The sequence below is a fragment of the Pseudomonas sp. NPDC089918 genome (assembly GCF_050280605.1).
Taxonomy (GTDB): domain Bacteria; phylum Pseudomonadota; class Gammaproteobacteria; order Pseudomonadales; family Pseudomonadaceae; genus Aquipseudomonas.
The window spans coordinates 86,303-106,477 of the sequence record NZ_JBNNVP010000021.1 but is presented as its reverse complement, the minus strand read 5'-3'; the positions used below and the strand labels follow the sequence as shown (position 1 = coordinate 106,477).

General features: G+C 59.1%; 14 protein-coding genes and 2 pseudogenes. 5 read left to right on the top strand and 11 right to left on the bottom strand.

The window, feature by feature from the left end; translation table 11 throughout:
• Both ACQKPC_RS16665 and ACQKPC_RS16660 read right to left on the bottom strand, forming a co-directional pair.
• A pseudogene (locus tag ACQKPC_RS16665) lies at positions 1–95 on the bottom strand (hypothetical protein); the annotation flags it as partial.
• Between the two features lie 2 nt (positions 96–97).
• Positions 98–1,285 (bottom strand): annotated as a pseudogene (locus ACQKPC_RS16660) (glyceraldehyde-3-phosphate dehydrogenase); the annotation flags it as partial.
• A 354-nt stretch (positions 1,286–1,639) separates the two neighbouring features.
• On the opposite strand from ACQKPC_RS16660, the gene mfd reads away from it, so the two are divergent.
• Genes mfd through ACQKPC_RS16645 form a run of 3 tightly spaced genes read left to right on the top strand, consistent with a single transcriptional unit; the run spans position 1,640 to position 8,367 of the window.
• Entirely contained in the window at positions 1,640–5,089 is a 3,450-nt protein-coding gene (mfd, locus tag ACQKPC_RS16655; protein ID WP_427625569.1) for a transcription-repair coupling factor, read from the top strand.
• A gap of 10 nt (positions 5,090–5,099) precedes the next feature.
• Positions 5,100–5,675 (top strand): CsiV family protein, encoded by a 576-nt coding sequence (locus tag ACQKPC_RS16650; protein WP_427625568.1) that lies wholly within the window; start codon positions 5,100–5,102, stop codon positions 5,673–5,675.
• A 1-nt stretch (position 5,676) separates the two neighbouring features.
• Complete coding sequence (locus tag ACQKPC_RS16645; protein ID WP_427625567.1) at positions 5,677–8,367, top strand: SNF2-related protein; 2,691 nt, start codon at positions 5,677–5,679, stop codon at positions 8,365–8,367.
• Between the two features lie 136 nt (positions 8,368–8,503).
• Here the strand turns inward: ACQKPC_RS16645 and ACQKPC_RS16640 are convergent, their stop codons facing one another.
• The 3 genes from ACQKPC_RS16640 to ACQKPC_RS16630 form a co-directional block, all read right to left on the bottom strand.
• Positions 8,504–9,241, bottom strand: coding sequence for an S-methyl-5'-thioinosine phosphorylase (locus ACQKPC_RS16640; protein ID WP_427625566.1), 738 nt, complete (start codon positions 9,239–9,241; stop codon positions 8,504–8,506).
• Positions 9,242–9,252: 11 nt separating this feature from the next.
• Positions 9,253–10,263 carry a beta-N-acetylhexosaminidase gene (gene nagZ / locus ACQKPC_RS16635; protein WP_427625565.1) on the bottom strand — a complete coding sequence of 337 codons (1,011 nt, stop codon included), beginning with the start codon at positions 10,261–10,263 and terminating at the stop codon, positions 9,253–9,255.
• Positions 10,264–10,421: 158 nt separating this feature from the next.
• Complete coding sequence (locus tag ACQKPC_RS16630) at positions 10,422–11,129, bottom strand: TetR/AcrR family transcriptional regulator (RefSeq protein WP_427625564.1); 708 nt, start codon at positions 11,127–11,129, stop codon at positions 10,422–10,424.
• A gap of 229 nt (positions 11,130–11,358) precedes the next feature.
• On the opposite strand from ACQKPC_RS16630, the gene lexA reads away from it, so the two are divergent.
• Both lexA and sulA read left to right on the top strand, forming a co-directional pair.
• The gene (gene lexA, locus ACQKPC_RS16625) at positions 11,359–11,967 is read left to right on the top strand and encodes a transcriptional repressor LexA (RefSeq protein ID WP_427625563.1); all 609 of its coding nucleotides are present in this window, start codon (positions 11,359–11,361) and stop codon (positions 11,965–11,967) included.
• A gap of 10 nt (positions 11,968–11,977) precedes the next feature.
• On the top strand, positions 11,978–12,451 hold the full coding sequence (sulA, locus tag ACQKPC_RS16620; protein ID WP_008073066.1) for an SOS-induced cell division inhibitor SulA: 474 nt from the start codon (positions 11,978–11,980) through the stop codon (positions 12,449–12,451).
• A 93-nt stretch (positions 12,452–12,544) separates the two neighbouring features.
• On the opposite strand, the gene ACQKPC_RS16615 is transcribed toward sulA, so the two are convergent.
• From ACQKPC_RS16615 to fadB, 6 genes are all read right to left on the bottom strand, one after another.
• On the bottom strand, positions 12,545–12,778 hold the full coding sequence (locus tag ACQKPC_RS16615) for a hypothetical protein (protein WP_008007084.1): 234 nt from the start codon (positions 12,776–12,778) through the stop codon (positions 12,545–12,547).
• A gap of 141 nt (positions 12,779–12,919) precedes the next feature.
• On the bottom strand, positions 12,920–13,444 hold the full coding sequence (locus ACQKPC_RS16610) for a DUF6586 family protein (protein ID WP_038979974.1): 525 nt from the start codon (positions 13,442–13,444) through the stop codon (positions 12,920–12,922).
• A gap of 138 nt (positions 13,445–13,582) precedes the next feature.
• Positions 13,583–16,210: a type I DNA topoisomerase gene (gene topA / locus ACQKPC_RS16605; RefSeq protein ID WP_427625562.1), complete on the bottom strand. Its 2,628-nt coding sequence runs from the start codon at positions 16,208–16,210 to the stop codon at positions 13,583–13,585.
• Positions 16,211–16,324: 114 nt separating this feature from the next.
• Positions 16,325–16,561: a DUF1653 domain-containing protein gene (locus tag ACQKPC_RS16600; protein WP_008007078.1), complete on the bottom strand. Its 237-nt coding sequence runs from the start codon at positions 16,559–16,561 to the stop codon at positions 16,325–16,327.
• Between the two features lie 98 nt (positions 16,562–16,659).
• A complete protein-coding gene (gene fadA, locus ACQKPC_RS16595) occupies positions 16,660–17,835 on the bottom strand; it encodes an acetyl-CoA C-acyltransferase FadA (protein ID WP_427625561.1) in 1,176 nt (391 codons plus the stop codon).
• Positions 17,836–17,865: 30 nt separating this feature from the next.
• Positions 17,866–20,013: a fatty acid oxidation complex subunit alpha FadB gene (gene fadB, locus ACQKPC_RS16590; protein WP_427625560.1), complete on the bottom strand. Its 2,148-nt coding sequence runs from the start codon at positions 20,011–20,013 to the stop codon at positions 17,866–17,868.
• Positions 20,014–20,175: the final 162 nt, after the last annotated feature.

Sequence of the window (20,175 nt, the reverse complement as noted above, 5' to 3'; positions counted from 1 at the left end):
TCGGCCAACAGCGCCTGACCGGCCTCTTGAATGTCCCACAGGGTGTCGTCTTCCGGCAGCGTCGGCGGCTGGTTCCAGAACACCGTGTTCGGTTCTCTTTCTCAAGGTTCAGGTTGAGAATGGCCATCGACACGTTCGGCGTCGGAACACGGATCGCGTTACCGGTCAGCTTGCCGGCCAGCTCAGGCAGCGCCTTGGCAGCAGCGGTGGCAGCACCAGTCTCGGTGATAACCATGTTCAGCGCGGCGCTACGGCCACGGCGATCACCCTTGTGGAAGTTGTCGATCAGGTTCTGGTCGTTGGTGTACGAGTGAACAGTTTCGACGTGACCGTTGATGATGCCAAACTTGTCATTCACAGCCTTCAGCACCGGCACGATGGCGTTGGTGGTGCAGGAAGCGGCGGACACGATCTTGTCGTCAGCGGTGATTTCACCGTGGTTGATGCCGTGAACGATGTTCTTCAGCTTGCCTTTGCCAGGCGCGGTCAGAACAACGCGGTCGATACCCGGGCAGGACAGGTGCTGGCCCAGGCCGTCGGCGTCACGCCATACACCGGTGTTATCCACCAGCAGCGCGTTTTTGATGCCGTACTGGGTGTAGTCCACTTCAGTCGGGTTCTTCGCGTAGATAACCTGGATCAGGTTGCCGTTGGCGGTGATGGTGTTATTGGCTTCATCAATGGTGATGGTGCCATTGAACGAACCGTGCACCGAGTCGCGACGCAGCAGGCTGGCACGCTTGACCAGATCGTTCTCGGCGCCCTTGCGGACAACGATGGCGCGCAGACGCAGGCCGTCGCCACCACCGGTTTTCTCGATCAGGATGCGCGCCAGCAGACGACCGATACGACCGAAGCCATACAGGACAACGTCGGTGCCGGTACGGCCGGAACCATTCTGCTTGCCGACCACATCGGCCAGTTCGTCACGGACGAATGCTTCGGCGGTACGGCCATTACCTTCGGCTTTGAATTTGACAGCCAGCTTGCCCAGATCTACCGAAGCAGCGCCGAGCTTGAGCTCGCTCATTGCCTTGAGCAGAGGGAATGTTTCGTGGACGGACAATTCGCTGTCATCGGACTGGCGATGGCGAGCAAAGCGGTGAGCTTTGAGAATCGCGATGACAGACTGGTTGATCAGACTGCGGCCATAGATCGAGCTCACCACGTTGTTATTGCGGTAGAGCTGACCGATAAGCGGAATCATCGCTTCTGCGAGTGCTTCACGGTCGATCCATTCACCAAGACACTGGTCGGGCTTCTGAGTCACGGTAACCTTCCACATGTAGGGGCAGAAAAAAGGGGCTACATTATGCCGCCGAGTGGCTCCTGTAGCAATGCGCGCCTGTCGCACTGGCGGTAACAAAATCCTGTTCAAAAAAATTACGCCCCGCGCCAGCCCAGTAAAACCGGGGCTTTCAGCGCAGTCAATTTTCCGACGACAACGCTGCCGTGTCCGTAACCCTCCGTAACACTGAGCGGTTTTGGCACTACATTTTCAGTGTCAAAGCGCCAGTTTTTGTCATTACCACTACATTTCACCCAGCTTGTGCATATAGACACAGTCTGCAACTGACAGCCGGCACCTGAGGCCGTTACAATTGTCGACTTTGTCGCAACGCTTGGAGCTCAACCTTCCGTGCCCGTTCTGCGTCTACCGCTTCTCCCTGCCGCGGCAGGTAAACAGCACTGGGGCAACCTGCCCGGTGCCGCCCTGAGCCTGGCCATTGCCGAGGCCGCCAGCGCTGCCAAGCGCTTTACCCTGCTACTGACCGCCGACAGCCAGAGTGCCGAACGGCTGGAACAGGAGCTGAGTTTCTTCGCCCCGGATTTGCCTGTTCTGCATTTCCCCGACTGGGAAACCCTGCCCTACGATCTGTTCTCGCCACATCAGGACATCATCTCTCAGCGCATCTCCAGCCTTTATCGGTTGCCGGAGCTGGAGCATGGCGTGCTGGTCGTGCCGATCACCACGGCCCTGCACCGCCTGGCGCCGACCAGATTTTTGCTGGGCAGCAGCCTGGTGCTGGACGTCGGCCAGAAGCTCGATGTCGAGCAAATGCGCAGCCGGCTTGAAGCCAGCGGCTATCGTTACGTCGATACAGTTTATGAGCACGGCGAATTCACCGTGCGCGGCTCGCTGATCGATCTGTTCCCGATGGGCAGCAAACTGCCCTTCCGCATCGATCTGTTCGACGACGAAATCGAAACCCTGCGTACCTTCGATCCGGAAAACCAGCGCTCAATCGACAAGGTGGACACTGTTCGCCTGCTGCCGGCGCGGGAGTTCCCGCTGCAAAAGGACGCGGTCACCCGTTTCAAGGCGCGCTTTCGCGAGCGCTTCGATGTCGACTTCCGTCGCTGCCCGATCTTTCAGGATTTGAGCAGCGGGATTACACCGGCGGGTATCGAGTACTACTTGCCGTTATTCTTCGACGAAACCTCCACCCTGTTCGACTATCTGCCTCAGGACACGCAAGTGTTCTCTTTGCCGGGCATCGAACAGGCGGCGGAAAATTTCTGGAACGACGTGCGCAATCGTTACGAAGAGCGCCGCGTCGACCCATCCCGTCCTTTATTGCCACCGGCCGAGCTGTTCTTGCCCGTGGAAGATTGCTTTGCCCGCCTGAAGAGCTGGCCTCGTGTGGTTGCCAGTCAACAGGACGTGGAAACCGGTGTCGGTCGCGAACGCTTCCCGGCTCAGCCACTGCCGAACCTGGCCATCGAAGCCAAGGCCACTCAGCCGTTGGCGGCGCTGGCCGGTTTCCTCGACGAATTCCCTGGCCGCGTGCTGTTTACCGCCGAGTCCGCGGGCCGTCGTGAAGTGCTGCTGGAATTGCTGGAACGCCTGAAGCTGCGGCCGAAAACCGTCGACAGCTGGCCAGACTTTGTTGCGAGCAAGGAGCGCTTGGCGATCACCATCGCACCGCTCGACGAAGGTCTGTTGCTGGACGATCCAGCCCTGGCCCTGGTCGCTGAAAGCCCGTTGTTCGGTCAGCGCGTGATGCAGCGTCGCCGTCGCGAGAAACGCGCTGACGCCAACAACGATGCAGTGATCAAAAACCTCACCGAACTACGCGAAGGCGCGCCGGTGGTGCACATCGATCATGGTGTCGGCCGCTATCTGGGACTGACGATCCTGGAAATCGATAATCAAGCCGCCGAATTCCTGACCCTTGAATATGCCGAGAACGCCAAGCTGTACGTCCCGGTAGCCAACCTGCACTTGATCGCCCGCTACACCGGCAGCGACGATGCCTTGGCGCCGCTGCACCGCCTCGGCTCCGAAACCTGGCAGAAAGCCAAACGCAAAGCCGCCGAACAGGTGCGCGATGTGGCCGCCGAGTTGCTCGACATCTATGCCCGTCGCGCCGCTCGCGAGGGTTATGCCTTCGCCGACCCCAAAGCCGATTACGCGACCTTCAGCGCCGGTTTCCCGTTCGAAGAAACCCCGGACCAGCAAACCACCATCGAAGCGGTGCGCGCCGACATGCTCGCGCCGAAACCGATGGATCGCCTGGTCTGCGGCGACGTCGGTTTCGGCAAGACCGAAGTGGCGATGCGTGCGGCGTTCATTGCGGTGCATGGCGGTCGTCAGGTGGCGATTCTGGTGCCGACCACCCTGCTCGCCCAGCAACACTACAACAGCTTCCGCGACCGCTTCGCCGACTGGCCGGTGAGCGTGGAAGTGATGAGTCGCTTCAAGTCGACCAAGGAAGTCAACGCCGCCGTCGCGGACCTGGCCGAAGGCAAGATCGACATCGTCATCGGCACACACAAGCTGCTGCAAGACGACGTCAAAATCAAAAATCTCGGGCTGGTGATCATCGACGAAGAGCACCGTTTCGGTGTCCGTCAGAAAGAACAGCTCAAGGCGCTGCGCAGTGAAGTCGACATCCTGACGCTGACCGCCACGCCAATTCCGCGCACGTTGAACATGGCGGTGTCGGGCATGCGCGACCTGTCGATCATCGCCACGCCACCGGCCCGTCGCCTGTCGGTGCGCACGTTCGTCATGGAGCAGAACAAGAGCACGGTCAAAGAAGCCCTGCTGCGTGAGTTACTGCGTGGCGGTCAGGTCTACTACCTGCACAACGACGTGAAGACCATCGAGAAATGCGCCGCCGACCTCGCCGAACTGGTGCCAGAAGCGCGGATTGGCATCGGCCACGGGCAGATGCGTGAACGCGATCTCGAACAAGTGATGAGCGACTTCTACCACAAGCGCTTCAACGTGCTGATCGCCTCGACCATCATCGAGACCGGCATCGACGTGCCGAGCGCCAACACCATCATCATCGAGCGTGCCGACAAGTTCGGCCTGGCGCAGTTGCACCAATTGCGCGGCCGGGTCGGTCGCAGCCACCACCAGGCGTATGCTTACCTGCTGACACCGCCGCGCCAGCAGATCACTCCCGACGCAGAAAAGCGCCTCGAAGCGATTGCCAACACCCAAGACCTCGGCGCGGGCTTCGTGCTCGCGACCAACGACCTGGAAATCCGCGGTGCCGGCGAACTGCTGGGCGACGGTCAGAGCGGGCAGATCCAGGCCGTCGGTTTCACGCTGTACATGGAAATGCTCGAGCGCGCGGTGAAGTCGATCCGCAAGGGCGAACAGCCGAACCTCGACCAACCGCTGGGCGGCGGTCCGGAAGTCAATCTGCGTGTACCGGCGCTGATCCCCGAGGACTATCTGCCGGATGTTCACGCGCGACTGATTCTCTACAAACGCATTGCCTCGGCCACCGATGAGGAAGGCCTCAAGGACCTGCAGGTGGAGATGATCGACCGTTTCGGCCTGCTGCCGGAGCCGACCAAGAACCTGGTGCGGATTACGGCGCTGAAATTGCAGGCCGAACAGCTGGGCATCAAGAAAGTCGACGGCGGCCCGCAAGGCGGTCGTATCGAGTTCGCGGCGCAGACACCGGTCGACCCGCTGACACTGATCAAACTGATCCAGAGCCAGCCCAAACGCTACAAATTCGAAGGCGCCACGATGTTCAAATTCCAGGTACCGATGGAGCGCCCGGAAGAACGTTTTAATACTGTAGAGGCGCTATTCGAGCGCCTCATTCCGACCACTGCTTGAAGGACGCCGCATGCGCCTGTTTCGCTCACTGACCTTGTTGATGTCGTTGTTTTCGCCGTTCGCCTCGACGGCGTTTGCTGATGATCTGTATCAGGTTGAAATGATTCTGGTGCGGCAAAACGCCGTGCCCGCCATCGTCAGCCGCGCCGCGCCGGAAGACTGGGATGCCGGCGCCCAACGCATCAGCCCCGACAGCTTTCGCACACCGAGCCTTAATCCCGAAGTGGAAAAACTCACCGCCAGCAACGAATACACGGTGCTGTTGCACAAGGCCTGGCAACAGAACCTGGGTGAAGAAGCCAGTAAAGTGGCGATCAGCGAGGGCAAGGAACAGTTTGGCCAGTTCCCGATCGAAGGCACTCTGAGCCTGAAACTGGGGCGCTTTACCGACGTCGACGCCGACTTTTGGGTCAACCAGATCGATTCCAACGGCCTGGTCACCGCCAGCGAACGCCTGAAGCAGGACAGCCACACCAAAAATGGCCAGTTGAACTTCCTCGACAACGGCCACCTCGGCCTGCTGATCAAGATCACCTCGCTGACCGCCCCTGCACCTCGGCCAGTCCCCGATGTAATTCCGGACTGATATGCCCCCGACCCTGAGCAAACCCCTGGCAACATCCTGGGTCAGCCGATTCAAGGAACAGAGCCTGGAGCGTGGCCGCCGCTACGCGCTGGAAAACCGCGTCAGGATCGTCGAAGTCGGCGACGCCACCATCACCGCCAGTTGCGAAGGCTCTGGCGGCAACGTTTACCGTCAGACCATTCGCCTGCGCGAGTCGGCCAAAGGCACGTTGCTGATGATCGACGCCACGTGCACCTGCCCGGTTCATAGCAACTGCAAACATTGCGCGGCGGTGTTGCTGCAAGTGCAGGAAACCCTCGCCTACCCGGCGGCGGCGAAAGACGCCGAACTGCTGGAAAAACTTCAGGCCGTACTGGAAAACCGTAGCCCGAAAGCGCCGCCGCAAGTGTTGGTGGACAACGTGCAACCGGTGCCGCGCCTGTGGCTGGCAAGTATCGAATTCAGTGCCTTTGAACCACGCAACGGCAAGATGCAGCGTTACATCCAGCATCGCGCGGCGCTGTCCTTCAGCTATCTGGACGAATACGTCAGCGGACAGAAAAACACTGACATCCTGATTCGTCAGGAGACACAGACGCTGCGGATAAAACGTCACCCGGAAGTCGAACAGGCCTACAGGGAACAGCTGCGAATCCTCGGTTTCAAGATCGCCACCCGACAAAGCAAGGCCTTGCCCGAAAGTGCCGGCGAACTCTACGAGATGGTCAACGACAGCGCCTGGCTGACTTTCACCCTCAACGAGCTGCCGAAGCTGCGCACCCAAGGGTGGGAGTTGCAGATCGACGAGGACTTCGGCTTCGACCTGACCGCAGTTGAAGACTGGTACGCCACCGTCGAGCAGGCACCGGAGCGCGACTGGTTCGACCTGGAATTGGGGATCATCGTCAACGGCGAACGGCTGAGCCTGTTACCGATCCTGTTAAACCTGATGCGCTCCCATACCGAGCTTCTCAACCCGGAACGCCTCGCCCGACGCCGCGACGACGAATTGATTCTGGTGAACATCCCGCAGCGCCGCAGCACCGACCAAGGCCCGCTGCAGGTCGCCCTGCCCTTCGGCCGCTTGAAACCGGTGCTGGCCGCTCTCGGCGAGTTTTACCTGCAAGAGCCCGGTGAAACCACGCTGCGCCTGAGCAAGGCCGACGCCACGCGCCTGAATCCGCTGGAAGGCCTGCCGCTGCTCTGGGAAGGTGGCGAGCAGATCCGCACCTTTGCCCAGCGCCTGCGTGACATCAAAGACCACACCGCAGTGGCACCCGAAGGGTTGAATGCCACCTTGCGCCCGTATCAGCTGGAAGGCCTGAGCTGGATGCAGTCGTTGCGGCAACTGGAAGTCGGCGGGATTCTCGCGGACGACATGGGCCTGGGCAAAACCCTACAGACCCTGGCGCATATTCTCAGCGAGAAGAATGCCGGGCGCCTCGATCGGCCGTGCATGGTAGTCATGCCCACCAGCCTGATCCCCAACTGGCTCGACGAAGCCGCGCATTTCACGCCTCAGCTCAAAGTGCTGGCGCTGTACGGCGCCAGTCGCAAGAAGCACTTCGGCGATCTGGCCGACTACGACCTGATTCTGACCACTTATGCGCTGCTGCCCAAGGACGTCGAACGCCTCGCCGCGCAGCCGTTGCACGTATTGGTGCTGGATGAAGCACAGTACATCAAGAACCCCAACAGCAAGGCCGCCCACGCCGCCCGCGAGCTGAATGCTCGCCAGCGCCTGTGCCTGAGTGGCACGCCACTGGAAAATCACCTCGGTGAGCTGTGGTCGCTGTTCCACTTCCTGCTGCCCGGCTGGCTCGGTGACGTGAAAAGCTTCAACCGCGATTACCGCGTACCGATAGAAAAGCGTGCCAGCGACGTAAGACTTCAGCACCTCAACGGTCGGATAAAACCGTTCCTGCTGCGCAGAACCAAGGAACAGGTGGCCACCGAACTGCCGCCGAAAACCGAGATCATCCATTGGGTCGAACTCAACGAAGCCCAGCGCGACGTGTACGAAACCATGCGCCTGGCCATGGACAAGAAAGTCCGCGACGAGATCACTCGCAAAGGCGTGGCGCGCAGCCAGATCATCATTCTTGAGGCCCTGCTGAAGCTGCGTCAGGTGTGCTGCGATTTACGCCTGGTCAACGATGCCGCCCTGCCCGCGCGCGGCAGTACCTCCGGCAAGCTTGATAGCCTGATGGAAATGCTTGAAGAGTTGTTCGAGGAAGGTCGGCGGATTCTGCTGTTTTCGCAGTTCACCTCGATGCTGTCGCTGATCGAGGATGAGCTGAAAAAACGTGGCGTGGCTTATGTAATCCTGACCGGCCAGACCCGCGACCGACGCACGCCAGTGAAAGAATTCCAGAGCGGCAAACGTCAGATCTTTCTGATCAGCCTGAAGGCTGGCGGCGTAGGACTGAACCTGACCGAAGCGGATACGGTGATTCACTATGACCCCTGGTGGAACCCGGCGACAGAAAACCAGGCGACGGATCGTGCCTATCGCATTGGTCAGGAGAAACCGGTATTCGTCTACAAGATGATTGCCAGGGGCACGGTGGAAGAGAAAATTCAGCATCTGCAGAAGGAAAAATCCGATCTTGCCGCAGGCGTGCTGGATGGGCGCAAAACCGGAGACTGGAAGTTGCAGAGCGATGATATTGAGGCGTTGTTCGCGCCGTTGCCGGAAAAAATTGATAAGTAGCGTCGATTACTGAATCGCCATCGCGAGCAGGCTCGCTCCCACATTGGATCTGTGTTTGCCCACCATAATTGAGACAACACAAAATTAATGTGGGAGCGAGCCTGCTCGCGATGGGGCGACTCGGTGTAACGACTGATTAACCCTTAAGCACCCGCGCCAACGTCGACTTCACCTTACCCATCCCGTCACACAATGCCCGCTCGATCTCGACCATGGTGATCACCGCTGTCGACTTGCCTGCCGCCGGATTCACCACCAGCGCCAGACAGGCGTAATCCAGTTCCAACTCGCGGGCCAACGCCGCTTCCGGCATTCCGGTCATGCCGACAATGTCGCAACCGTCACGTTCCAGCCTCGCGACTTCAGCCACTGTTTCCAGACGTGGACCCTGGGTGCAGGCGTACACGCCTTGGCTACTGAAGCCAACGCCTTCAGCCGCCAACGCCGCGATCAATTGCTGACGCAGGGGCTCGCTGTAGGGATAGCTGAAATCGATGTGTGTAACCTGCTCCAGGTCATCGGCGAAATAGGTGTGTTCGCGGCCGCTGGTGTAGTCGATCAATTGATGTGGCACGCAGAAATGTCCGGTGCCCATCTCGGAATGAATCCCGCCCACGGCGTTGACCGCAAGAATCGCTTCGGCGCCGGCCTGCTTCAAAGCCCACAGGTTGGCGCGGTAGTTCACCTGATGCGGCGGGAAACGATGTGGGTACCCATGACGCGCGAGAAACAGCACTTCCTTGCCGGCATACTCACCGATCTGCACTTCGGCCGAAGGCGTGCCGTAAGGCGTGTCCACCGCCAATGACTGACGAATGCTCAAGCCTTCGAGTTGAGTCAGGCCGGTGCCACCGATAATCGCGTAAACCGTCATGACGAAAATCCTCAATCAATCAATTGAGCTTCTTTGAGCGCGCCGATGGCCGCTAGCCAGCGTGGATCTTGACGGTATTCGGTACTGCTGTACGACTGCCCGCGCATCCGCGCAATACGCGCCGAAGGTTTGACCTTCAAACGCTGGGCGGCGCTCAAGGCCAGCTCGGCAGCTGCGCGATCGTTGCACACCAGGCCCATGTCACAACCGGCGGTCAATGCCGCTTCGATGCGACTGGCAGCATCGCCGACCACATGGGCACCGGCCATCGACAGGTCATCACTGAAGATCACGCCATCGAACTGCAGCTCGCCACGCAGGATGTCCTGCAACCAGCGACGGGAGAAACCTGCAGGCTGGGAATCGACTTGTGGATAAATAACGTGGGCTGGCATGACGGCAGCCAGTTGCTTGCTCAATCGCGCAAACGGCACAAGATCGTTGGCGCGGATTTCGTCGAGGCTGCGCTCATCGTTGGGAATCGCGACGTGGGAATCGGCTTCGGCCCAGCCATGCCCGGGGAAATGCTTGCCAGTGGCGGCCATTCCGGCGCTATTCATGCCACGAATAAATGCACCGGCGAGCAAGGCTGCACGTTCGGGATCACCTTCAAACGAACGGGTGCCAACCACCGCACTGCGCTGGTAATCCAGGTCCAGCACGGGGGCGAAGCTCAGGTCGAGACCGACTGCGAGCACTTCGGTCGCCATGATCCAGCCACACTGCTCGGCCAGGTCCTCGGCATTCGGGTTATCGGCGATGGCGCGCATGGCTGGCAACCGCACGAAGCCCTGACGAAGCCGTTGAACCCGACCGCCCTCTTGATCCACCGCCAGCAGCAGATCGGGACGAATGGCGCGGATCGAAGCGCTCAATTCGCGCACTTGGCGCGGGTGTTCGATGTTGCGGGCAAAAATGATCAGGCCGCCCACTTCGGGCTGGCGCAACAATTGGCGATCTTCGGCCGTCAGCCAGGTACCGGCGACGTCCACCATCAACGAGCCTTGCAGGCCAGCAGTCATAGAGATTCCTTGATTACGATAAACCCGGCTCGCACGAATTCGCCGCCATGGGCTGGGCCCTGCGGGTCGGCGATTTCAATGAGGAGCGGGTTCAGAACGAGAGTCGGCATGGGCGGCTAGCTTAGCGGATGTCAGCTGCCGCGCCCACCCGTGTGCGGTTAAACCTTGGCGGCGACCGGGGCCGATTTGCTGCGCGGACGCAACTGCGCGGTGGCCATGGCTGTGTCGGTGACGCCGGTTTCGGCCCGCATGCCAGCGGCCAGGAACGGCACCATCAGACGCATCACTTGTTCGATAGAGGTGTTGACGCCGAAATCGGTCTCGGCAATCGCACGCAAGGCCTTGATCCCCGACATGCTGAACGCCGCGGCACCCAGCATGAAGTGCACACGCCAGAACAGTTCGATCGGGGGAATGCGCGGCGCAGCCTCGTTGACCAACATCATGTAGCGGCGGAACACCTTGCCGTACATATCTTCCAGATAACGACGCAAGTGCCCTTGGCTCTGACTGAACGCCAGCCCCAGCAAACGCATGAAAATGGACAGGTCATTGCCGCTGCGTGGCTGCACCACCAAAGCTTGCTCGACAAGAATCTCCAGCAGCTCTTCAAGGGACGGCTTGTTCTCGGGCTTGGCCTGGCGGCGCTCCAGCTCTTTATCGAGACTGAGACAGAATGGCCCGAGAAAACGCGAGAAGACCGCCTGAATCAGCGCCTTCTTCGACCCGAAGTGATAATTCACCGCCGCCAGATTGACACCGGCCTTGCTGGTGATCAGACGCAATGAGGTTTCAGCAAAACCTTTTTCCGCGAACAACTGCTCGGCAGCATCGAGAATGCGTTCAACGGTTTCCGACTGGGCCATGGCTACTCCGCCTGACAAACACTTGTTTGAAACATACGTTTCAGCCTTGGCCTTGTCAAGTCTGGCGGTTCGTTTTGGGAATGGTCGGTCAGGTATTTAACCATACAACAGTGCCGCTTCAATCAGCGAGCAAAATGACCGTCCAGCGGCCGATAAAAAAAGGGGCATTGCCAAGACCAGTTCACTGTATATAATCCCAGTCACTGTATAAAAAGACAGAGCGATCAATATGCTAAAGCTGACGCCACGCCAAGCAGAGATTCTGGCCTTCATCAAACGTTGCCTCGAAGACAACGGCTACCCGCCGACCCGCGCGGAAATCGCTCAGGAACTGGGGTTCAAGTCGCCCAATGCCGCGGAAGAACACCTCAAGGCGCTGGCCCGCAAGGGAGCGATCGAGATGACCCCGGGCGCCTCCCGCGGCATCCGCATCCCTGGCTTCGAAGCCAAGGCCGACGAGTCCAGCTTGCCGATCATTGGCCGGGTGGCTGCCGGTGCGCCGATCCTCGCCCAGCAGCACATCGAGGAATCCTGCAACATCAACCCTGCGTTCTTCCATCCTCGCGCTGACTATCTGTTGCGCGTCCATGGCATGAGCATGAAGGACGTCGGCATTTTCGACGGCGACCTGCTGGCCGTCCACACCACCCGTGAAGCCCGCAACGGCCAGATCGTTGTGGCGCGGATCGGCGACGAAGTGACCGTCAAGCGCTTCAAGCGCGACGGCAGCAAGGTCTGGTTGATTGCCGAAAACCCTGAATTCGCCCCTATCGAAGTCAACCTGAAAGATCAGGAACTGGTTATCGAAGGCTTGAGTGTCGGCGTGATTCGCCGCTAAAGGAGGCTTTATGCAGTTCCCACATACTTCACAGCAAGCCCAACTGCCGTTGTTCGAGGCGTTCATGGCGCAGCCATTGGCGCCGATCCTGAAGGACGTGGTCGAATCGCCCTGGAGCGCCGAGCCCGAAGTCTTCAGCGAGCTGTCACTGCGCGGCGCGGCCGGGAACTGCCTGAACCTTCTAGCACCGATTCTCCGGGAACTGAGCCAGGATCAGGATGCACGCTGGCTGACACTTATCGCCCCACCCGCCAGCCTGACACAAGCCTGGTTACGGGACGCCGGCTTGAACCGTGAACGCATTCTGCTCCTCCAACCGCGCGGCACGCAGAGCGCTCAGCAGTTGACCTGCGAAGCCTTGCGACTTGGCCGCAGCCATACGGTCGTCAGCTGGCTTAACCCGCTGAGCACAACGTCGCGGCAACAGTTGATCAGCGCTGCCCGTATCGGGGATGCGCAAAGTCTGAATATTCGACTGGGGTAACTGACAAACACGGTGCGCGCTGAACAGCGCAGGGCTTCTCCAGGGATAGAGAAGCCGATCTGTAGAGGTATCCGAAGAATCCGACGGGCGGGATCAATGAAGAACCCGTGACCCCTCTTCCTTATCAAATTCGCCTTCAACCAGGCGTCCTGCCATCTGAACACCGACGCTCAACATCGCCTTGGCGACTTCCACATGCTGGCCTTGCAGGAAAACCTTGGCATCCTCGGAGAAATCCAAAGTAACCAGAGAACCCTCGTCCTCGGCCCTGCGCAGCTCGATTCGGCCGTCTGGTAACTCAACAATTTCTAGAAAGGACGTTGGCATAAAGGTCTGTTCTCCACGAAAGGCGGGGATTATATAGGCATCAGCCAAGCTTCGCTCGGGATCTTGACCAGATGCCATCACGAAGGGAAATTTCTGACAACACTCTTCCTTGAGCAGATCCTTCCCTAAACGCTCAATCTTTCAGCACTCGTTCAACCCTTCGCGAAACCGAATCGCCAGTCCTTTAAGGTTCTGACGCCAGCTCTCCAGCTCTTCCCGACTCAGCTCTTCCGGTGCCTCTTCTTCATCCAGATTAACGGCCAGAATGAGCGGCTGCGTCACATCACCCTTGGGCTTGTGCGGCGCGCGAGGCGGCTGAAACAGTGCGGCATGAGCCGACAGCAATTTGGCCAGCCAGGTTTCAGGGTTTTGGGCCAGTTCGACCATCTCGGCCATTTCCGGAATAGCGATGGTTTCGAGCACTTCGCGGGTCAGCAGCATCTCTGCCCGCGGCGCATTGGCCTGAGGCAGGCGATAGAAACCGGCGATTTCATGGCACAGTCCCAACAGCGCACCGTACAGGTGAAACAACGCCGATTCGCGCCCGGCCTGAATCAGCGCGAGGGAGTTCATCGCCCGCCCCTCTTCGGCTTTGGCAAGCGCTTCCAGCGACAGGCCGGCGAAATAAATCTTCTGGTTGGTACGGGTATAGAGTTCGTGGGCCATGACGGCAGCCTCCACAACGAAATAATTGCTTCACGCAGGTCAGACAGTGTCGTGGATCACCTGAGCTTCCCGCAAGCCCAAAACAAAAGGCCGCATGAAAACCCGTGGGTTGTCATGCGGCCTTTTGCGTACAGCCTTTTAAGCCTTGGCTGATGGACGCTTGTCTTCAACCGTCCACTTGCCGCCGTCGTAATACGCCTTCCAGCCAGTCGGTTTACCGTCAACCTCAGTCTGCACGTATTGCTCTTTGGTCTTGCGGCTGTAACGAATTACCGAAGGAAGGCCGTCCGGATCTTTCTTCGGCGCTTCGCAGAGGAAATGGTACTTCGGATCGATCTCATCCTTGTGCGGCACGATCTCCATGACCAATGGAGCACGGGTCTCGCGGTTTTTCGGGAACTGGCTGGCCGCCAGGAACAGGCCGGAAGCACCGTCGCGAAGGATGTAGGTGTCGTTGACCTTTTCGCATTTGAGCTCAGGCATCTTCACCGGGTCCATCTTCGGCGGCGCCGCGTCACCGCTCTTCAGCAGCTTGCGAGTGTTCTTGCAGGTGGCGTTGGTGCAACCGAAGAACTTACCGAAACGACCGGTCTTGAGCTGCATCTCGCTGCCGCACTTGTCGCACTCCAGGCTCGGACCTTCATAGCCTTTGATGCGATAGGTGCCCTCTTCGATTTCGTAGCCAGAGCAATCCGGGTTGTTACCGCAGATGTGCAGCTTGCGCTTCTCGTCGAGCAGGTAAGCGTCCATGGCCGTGCTGCATATCGGGCAGCGATGCTTGCCACGCAGGACCAGCGATTCGGACTCACCCTCGTCGTCCGCGGCGATTTCATCGCCCGGCACCAGGTTGACGGTGGCCTTGCAGCGCTCTTTCGGTGGCAGGCTGTAGCCCGAGCAACCGAGGAACACGCCCGTCGAAGCAGTACGGATCTGCATCGGACGACCGCACAACACGCACGGAATGTCAGTCATCACCGGCTGATTGGCGCGCATGCCGCCTTCGGCACTTTCGGCTACTTCGAGTTTCTTCTTGAAGTCGCCATAGAACTCGTCGAGCACGTTTTTCCAGTCGCGTTCGCCCTGGGCCACGTCATCGAGGTTCTCTTCCATGCCGGCGGTGAAGCCGTAGTCCATGAGATTGGAGAAGCTCTCGGCCAGACGCTCGGTGACGATGTCGCCCATCTTTTCCGAATAGAAACGACGGTTGTGCAGCGCCACGTAGCCGCGGTCCTGGATGGTCGAAATGATCGCGGCATAGGTCGAAGGACGACCGATGCCCCGTTTTTCCATTTCTTTAACCAGGCTCGCTTCCGAGTAACGCGCCGGCGGCTTGGTGAAGTGCTGGGTCGGATCAAGCTTGATCAGCTTCATCGCGTCGCCCTGGGCCATGTCCGGCAGCACGTCGTCATCGCCAGGCTTGGCAATTTGCGGCATGACGCGGGTGTAACCGTCGAACTTCAGGATGCGGCCCTTGGCACGCAACTCGAAGTCGCCGGCACCGACGGTGACTGTGGTCGACAGGTATTGCGCCGGCAGCATCTGGCAAGCGAGGAACTGGCGCCAGATCAGCTCGTAGAGCCGTTCTGCATCACGCTCCATGCCCGACAGCTTGCTTGGCTCGGTATTGGCGTCAGACGGACGAATCGCTTCGTGAGCCTCTTGTGCGCCTTCCTTGCTGCTGTAGACGTTCGGGTTTTCCGGCAGGTACTTCTTGCCGAACTCACCTTCAATATAAGTACGCGCCATCGCCACGGCATCGACCGAGAGGTTGGTGGAGTCGGTACGCATATACGTGATGTAGCCGGCTTCGTACAAACGCTGGGCCATCATCATGGTTTTCTTCACACCAAAGCCCAGGCGGTTACTCGCAGCCTGCTGCAGGGTGGAAGTGATGAACGGTGCCGACGGCTTGCTGCTGGTCGGTTTGTCTTCGCGCTTGACGATGCTGTAGCTGGAAGCCTTGAGCTTTTCCAGCGCGGCCATGGCCTGGGCTTCGTTGAGCGGCTTGAAGGCTTCGCCTTTCTCACGGGCCACGTCGAAACGCACGGTCGCGCCCTTGGCGGTGCCGAGGTCGGCATGAACTTCCCAGTACTCTTCCGGGTTGAACGCGCGGATTTCACGCTCACGCTCGACCACCAGCTTCACGGCAACCGATTGCACGCGACCGGCGGACAGGCCACGGGCGACCTTGGCCCACAGCAGCGGCGAAACCATGTAACCCACCACGCGGTCGAGGAAGCGACGCGCCTGCTGGGCGTTTACACGGTCAATATCCAACTCGCCCGGTTTGGAGAAGGCTTCCTGGATCGCTTTCTTGGTGATTTCATTGAACACCACGCGCTTGTAGCGGCTGTCGTCACCACCGATGGCTTCGCGCAGGTGCCAGGCAATGGCTTCCCCCTCGCGATCCAAGTCGGTTGCGAGATAGATGGTGTCAGCATCTTTGGCGAGCCGGCGCAGCTCTTCGATGACTTTTTCCTTGCCCGGGAGAATCTCGTACTTGGCTTTCCAGCCATGATCGGGATCGACACCCATGCGCGAGACCAGCTGCTTGCGCGCTTTCTCTTTCGGCGTGAGCACCGGACCTTCACCTGCGGCGGCCTTGCCGCGCTTGGCGGCAGGCTCTTTGCTGGCGCTAGCCGAACCGCTGGTGGGCAGGTCTCGGATATGGCCGATACTCGACTTCACCACGTATTGGTTACCCAGATACTTGTTGATGGTCTTGGCCTTAGCCGGGGATTCCACAATGACCAGCGATTTGCCCATGGATCAGAAAATTCCTGAATTCTAGAAGTGAAAGGCGGTTGGCGCCTGACGCGGCACCGCTATATATAGTGGCTACAAGGTGAGGTCAAGCGCAGGGTTCTGCGCGCACTCCCCTTATGACTGCGGAAAAACGCTCGGTTCGGCTTGCACCAAAGCAAAGCGTGGCACCTGTTCGCCGTCAACCTCGACCGACTCCAGGAACATGCTCAAGGGGCGCACCCAAAAGCCGTAATCGCCATACAGGGCTTGGTAGAAGACCACTTCTTCTTCCGTTTCCGAATGCCGCGCAACAGCGAATACACGGTACTGCGGACCTTTGTAATGTTCGTAGAGCCCAGGTTGTATCGGCATGGTTTGGCCCTCACTCAAATTTTTTCAAAATAAAAACAAAATAAATCCGGAAAAACAAAAACCGGGGCACTTGGCCCCGGCTTCCATCAGCGAAACGCTTAAACGCGTTCGAAGACGGTGGAGATGCCTTGGCCAAGACCAATGCACATGGTGGCTACCCCAAAGGTGCCGCCATTCTGCTTCATCACGTTCAGCAAAGTGCCGGAGATACGGGCACCGGAGCAACCGAACGGGTGACCCAGGGCGATCGCGCCGCCGTGCAGGTTAACCTTCTCGTTCATCTTGTCGAGCACTATCAAATCTTTCAGCACTGGCAGCGCCTGTGCGGCGAAAGCTTCGTTAAGCTCGAAGAAGTCGATATCGTTGATACCAAGACCCGCGCGCTTCAGTGCTTTCTGCGTTGCCGGTACTGGACCATAGCCCATGATCGCCGGGTCCACACCCGCCACTGCCATCGAACGAATCACCGCCATCGGCTGGATGCCCAGGTCCTGGGCACGCTGTGCCGACATCACGATCATGCACGAAGCACCGTCGGTGATCTGCGACGAAGTACCGGCTGTCACGGTGCCGCCCTTCGGGTTAAACGCTGGCTTCAGAGCCGCCAGGCTTTCCAGGGTGGTTTCCGGACGAATGGTTTCGTCGTAGTCGAACAGTTTCAGGAAACCGTTCTCGTCGTAGCCCTGCATCGGGATGATTTCGTCTTTGAACTTGCCTTCCAGAGTCGCCTTGTGGGCGAGCTGATGGGAGCGCACGCCAAAGGCGTCCTGTTGTTCGCGACTAATGCCGTGCATTTTGCCGAGCATTTCCGCGGTCAGGCCCATCATGCCCGAGGCTTTCGCCGCATACAGGGACATGTGCGGGTTCGGATCGACACCGTGCATCATGCTCACGTGGCCCATATGCTCGACGCCACCAACCACGAACACGTCACCGTTACCGGTCATGATCGCTTGTGCAGCGGTGTGCAGAGCACTCATCGACGAACCACACAGACGGCTGACGGTCTGGCCGGCCGCGGTGTGCGGGATCTGCGTCATCAGGGACGCCATGCGGGCGATGTTCCAGCCCTGCTCCAGGGTCTGGTTCACACAGCCCCAGATCACGTCCTCAACTTCGCTCGGGTCGACCTTGACGTTGCGTTCCAGCAATTTGCTGATCAGGTGCGCCGACATGTCTTCGGCGCGGGTGTTGCGGTGCATGCCGCCCTTGGAGCGGCCCATCGGCGTACGACCGAAGTCGACAATCACGACGTCTCTAGGATTCAAGCTCATATACTTTCACTCTCGCTCTAGTGTGGGCGCTTAACCGAAGAAGCTCTGACCGTTTTTGGCCATTGCACGCAGCTTCGCGGTCGGGTGGTACAGCGCGCCCAAATCAGCGTACTGGTCAGCCAGGGCAACGAACTCTGCAACACCGATCGAGTCGATGTAGCGCAGCGCACCGCCACGGAATGGAGGGAAACCAATACCGTAGACCAGGCCCATGTCGGCTTCGGCGGCGGTTTCGACGATACCGTCTTCCAGGCAACGCACGGTTTCCAGGCACAGTGGGATCATCATCCAGTTGATGATGTCTTCGTCAGTGACTTCGCGCTGTTCGAACACGATTGGCTTGAGCACTTCCAGTACCGAAGGATCGGCGACTTTCTTCTGCTTGCCGCGCTTGTCGGTCTCATAGGCGTAGAAGCCTTTGCCATTCTTCTGGCCCAGGCGCTTGGCTTCGTAGAGCACGTCGACGGCCGAACGGCGATCGTCCTTCATGCGATCCGGGAAGCCTTCAGCCATGACGTCACGACCGTGGTGACCGGTGTCGATGCCGACCACGTCCATCAGGTATGCCGGGCCCATTGGCCAGCCGAATTTTTCCATGACTTTGTCGATGCGCACGAAGTCCACGCCGGCGCTGACCAGTTTGGCGAAACCGCCGAAGTACGGGAACAGCACGCGGTTGACCAGGAAGCCCGGGCAGTCGTTGACGACGATCGGGTTCTTGCCCATTTTCTTGGCGTAGGCAACGGTGGTGGCAACGGCCACTTCGCTGGACTTCTCGCCACGGATCACTTCAACCAGCGGCATCATGTGTACCGGGTTGAAGAAGTGCATGCCGACGTAGTTTTCCGGACGCTTGAGGGCTTTGGCCAGCAAGGTGATGGAAATGGTCGAAGTGTTGGACGCGAGGATGGTGTCCTCTTTGACCTTGTCTTCAACTTCGGCCAGAACGGCTTGCTTGACCTTCGGGTTCTCGACAACGGCTTCGACGACCAGGTCGACGTGACCGAAATCGCCGTAGGACAGGGTCGGACGAATGCCATTGAGCACTTCGGCCATTTTCGCCGGCGTCATGCGACCTTTATCAACGCGGCCCACCAGCAGCTTGGCGGCTTCCGCCAGACCTTGCTCGATGCCGTGCTCGTTGATGTCTTTCATCAGGATCGGCGTACCTTTGGAGGCCGACTGATAAGCGATACCGCCACCCATGATGCCGGCGCCCAATACGGCGGCCTGCTTCACGTCTTTGGCGATTTCGTCGTAGGCCTTGGCCTTTTTCTTCAGCTCCTGATCGTTCAGGAACAGACCGATCAAGCTCTGCGCGGCAGAGGTCTTGGCCAGTTTGACGAAACCGGCGGCTTCGACTTCCAGCGCCTTGTCGCGACCGAAGTTCGCGGCTTTCTGGATGGTCTTGATCGCTTCGACCGGTGCCGGGTAGTTCGGGCCTGCTTGACCGGCCACGAAACCTTTGGCGGTTTCGAACGACATCATTTGTTCGATGGCGTTGAGCTTGAGCTTTTCGAGCTTCGGCTGACGCTTGGCCTTGTAGTCAAATTCGCCAGAGATGGCGCCCTTGAGCAGGTTCAGAGCCGCTTCCTGCAATTTCTCCGGAGCGACCACGGCGTCGACAGCACCGACTTTCAACGCGTCTTCAGCGCGGTTTTCCTTACCGGCGGCAATCCACTCGATAGCGTTGTCGGCACCGATGATGCGCGGCAAACGCACAGTACCGCCGAAGCCTGGGTAGATGCCCAGCTTGACTTCCGGCAGACCGATTTTGGCGGTATTGGCCATGACGCGGAAATCTGCCGCCAGGCACATCTCCAGACCGCCACCCAGTGCGATGCCATTGATAGCGGCGACAGTCGGGACGTTGAGGTCTTCGAAATCGCTGAAAATCTTGTTGGCTTCGAGGTTACCAGCGACAAGCTCTGCATCCGGCAGCTTGAAGTTGTCGACGAATTCGGTGATGTCGGCGCCGACGATGAACACGTCCTTGCCACTGCTGACGATCACACCCTTGATCGAAGCATCTGCCTTGATGGTGTCTACAGCCTGACGCAGTTCGTTCAGGGTAAGACGGTTGAACTTGTTGACGGACTCACCCTTGAGGTCGAATTTCAATTCGACGATGCCACTTTCAAGAGCCTTAACCGTGATGGCTTTACCTTCGTAAATCATCAACTGATCTCCACGATATGGAAGCTGAACAGTACACGTCGGACGCAGGCGACTGGCTCGGCAAGGACGTTTATCGTCGATGCTACGCCAATTCACCCGGCACACCCGCCGACGCGATAGTCGGGATTCTGTAGGAGCGATCTGTAATACAAACGCTCAATT